Origin of the sequence: Actinoplanes awajinensis subsp. mycoplanecinus (genome assembly GCF_001509495.1) — a bacterium.
GTDB classification, from domain to species: Bacteria; Actinomycetota; Actinomycetes; order Mycobacteriales; family Micromonosporaceae; genus Actinoplanes; species Actinoplanes palleronii.
Map to the genome: position 1 here is coordinate 1 of NZ_LLZH01000095.1, position 1605 is coordinate 1605.

At 66.0% G+C, this 1605-nt stretch carries 1 protein-coding gene; it reads right to left on the reverse strand.

What is annotated here, in order from left to right:
* On the reverse strand, positions 1–1591 hold a 1591-nt coding region (locus ADL15_RS13255; protein ID WP_067689157.1), incomplete at its 3' end, for an ISAzo13 family transposase.
* Positions 1592–1605 lie beyond the last annotated feature (14 nt).

Here is a 1605-nt window from a genome sequence, read left to right on the forward strand (position 1 = left end):
TGAGGCGGATATCGGCGGGTGTGATGGTTTGCCGGGTTTTTGTGAGGATGTTGCGGGTGTGCCGGACGGCGATGTTGATGGTGGTCAGTGAGACGCCGAACAGATCGGCGATGACCTGGCGTGGTGTCTGGTAGCGGTGGTGTAGCAGGGTGGCCAGGACTTGGTGGGTGAGGGTGACCCGCAGGGGGCGGCCGCCGCCGCGGGTCCGGTGGTGGCCGCGGTAGTTGTGCAGGAATTGTTCGTGGTGGGCCTGGTAGGGAATGGTCAGCCGGGTGATCAGGTCATGCCATGCGGGGTCGGGCATGCCGGTGATCGCTGGGTGGATCAACGGGGTCAGGTGTGCCAGCGGCGGGGCTGGTGGGCTGGTGGGTGGGGGTGTGGCTGGTTCCGGGCGCAGGGTGTAGTTCCAGTCGCCGTTCCAGTCGTGGCGGTCCAGGGGCAGAGCGGCCATGGTGGCGTCGGTGATGGTTTTCCCGACGGGGTAGAGGCCGGGGTCGAGTTCGGCGTGCACGCTCAAGCCGGTTGTTGTGGTCGTCGCTGCGATCGTGTTGATGATGACGTCGTGGCTGGTCAGGGGCCGTCCGCGCCAGTTCATGGAGATGTGGGAGAACAGGCGGTGCTCGATCTTGTTCCATTTGCTGGTGCCGGGTGGGAAGTGGCAGACGGTCACGGCCAGTCCGGTGTCGGCGGCGAACGCGGCGAGTTCGGCTTTCCAGGCGCGGGCGCGGGTGCTGTTGGAGCCGCCGGCGTCGGCGGTGATCAGCAGCCGGCTGGTGTCCGGGTAGCGTTGCCGGCCGTAGCTGTCCCACCAGCGCCGTAGCGTGGCGACGGCGAACGCGGCGGTGTCATGGTCGGTGCCGATACTGACCCAGCCGGTGTTCGCGGCCAGGTCGTAGACGCCGTAAGGGATGGCCTTGTTCGACCCCGGGTGCGGGAAGTCGTGGCTGAGCACGTGGACCGGCTCACCCGCCGGTGACCACTCGTGGCCTTTGTTGCCGTAATCACCGACCAGTTCTTTCTTCTTCGTGTCCACGCTGACCACCGGGTCACCCGCGCTCAGGTGCTCGAGGGCCTGCTCGTTGATGTAACGGAACTGCGCGTCACGGTCGGGATGTCGTTTGCCTTCCAGGGTTTTGGCGTTGGCCTGCAGACTAAATCCCAGCCGACGCAGGAGATCACCGACAGTGTCGTGACTGACCCGGTGACCTTGCCGAGTCAGTTCACCGGCAAGATGCCGCAGCGACCTGGTCGTCCACCGTAACGCTGACATCGGATCGCCGCGCTGGTCCGGCTCGACCAGGGCAAGCAGTGCCGGCAGCAACGTCGGGTCCTGCTCGATGACCCGTTTACGGCCTCCACCAGCCTGCCGGACCCGATCGAGCACCGGCGCTCCCGCCTCAATCTCGTCGGCGCCCAGCGCCACGGTCGCTTCACGAGCACCGGCTGCCTGCGCCACCGCCCGGATCCCGCCATGACCCAGCACCCGAGCCTCAGCACCCAGTAACAACCGCTGCTGCCGCTCATTCAGATGCGGCAAGATCACCTCGAACTTCGCCGCCAACATCGACCGCACCTCATCCGTGACCGCCATAACAGATCAACGAA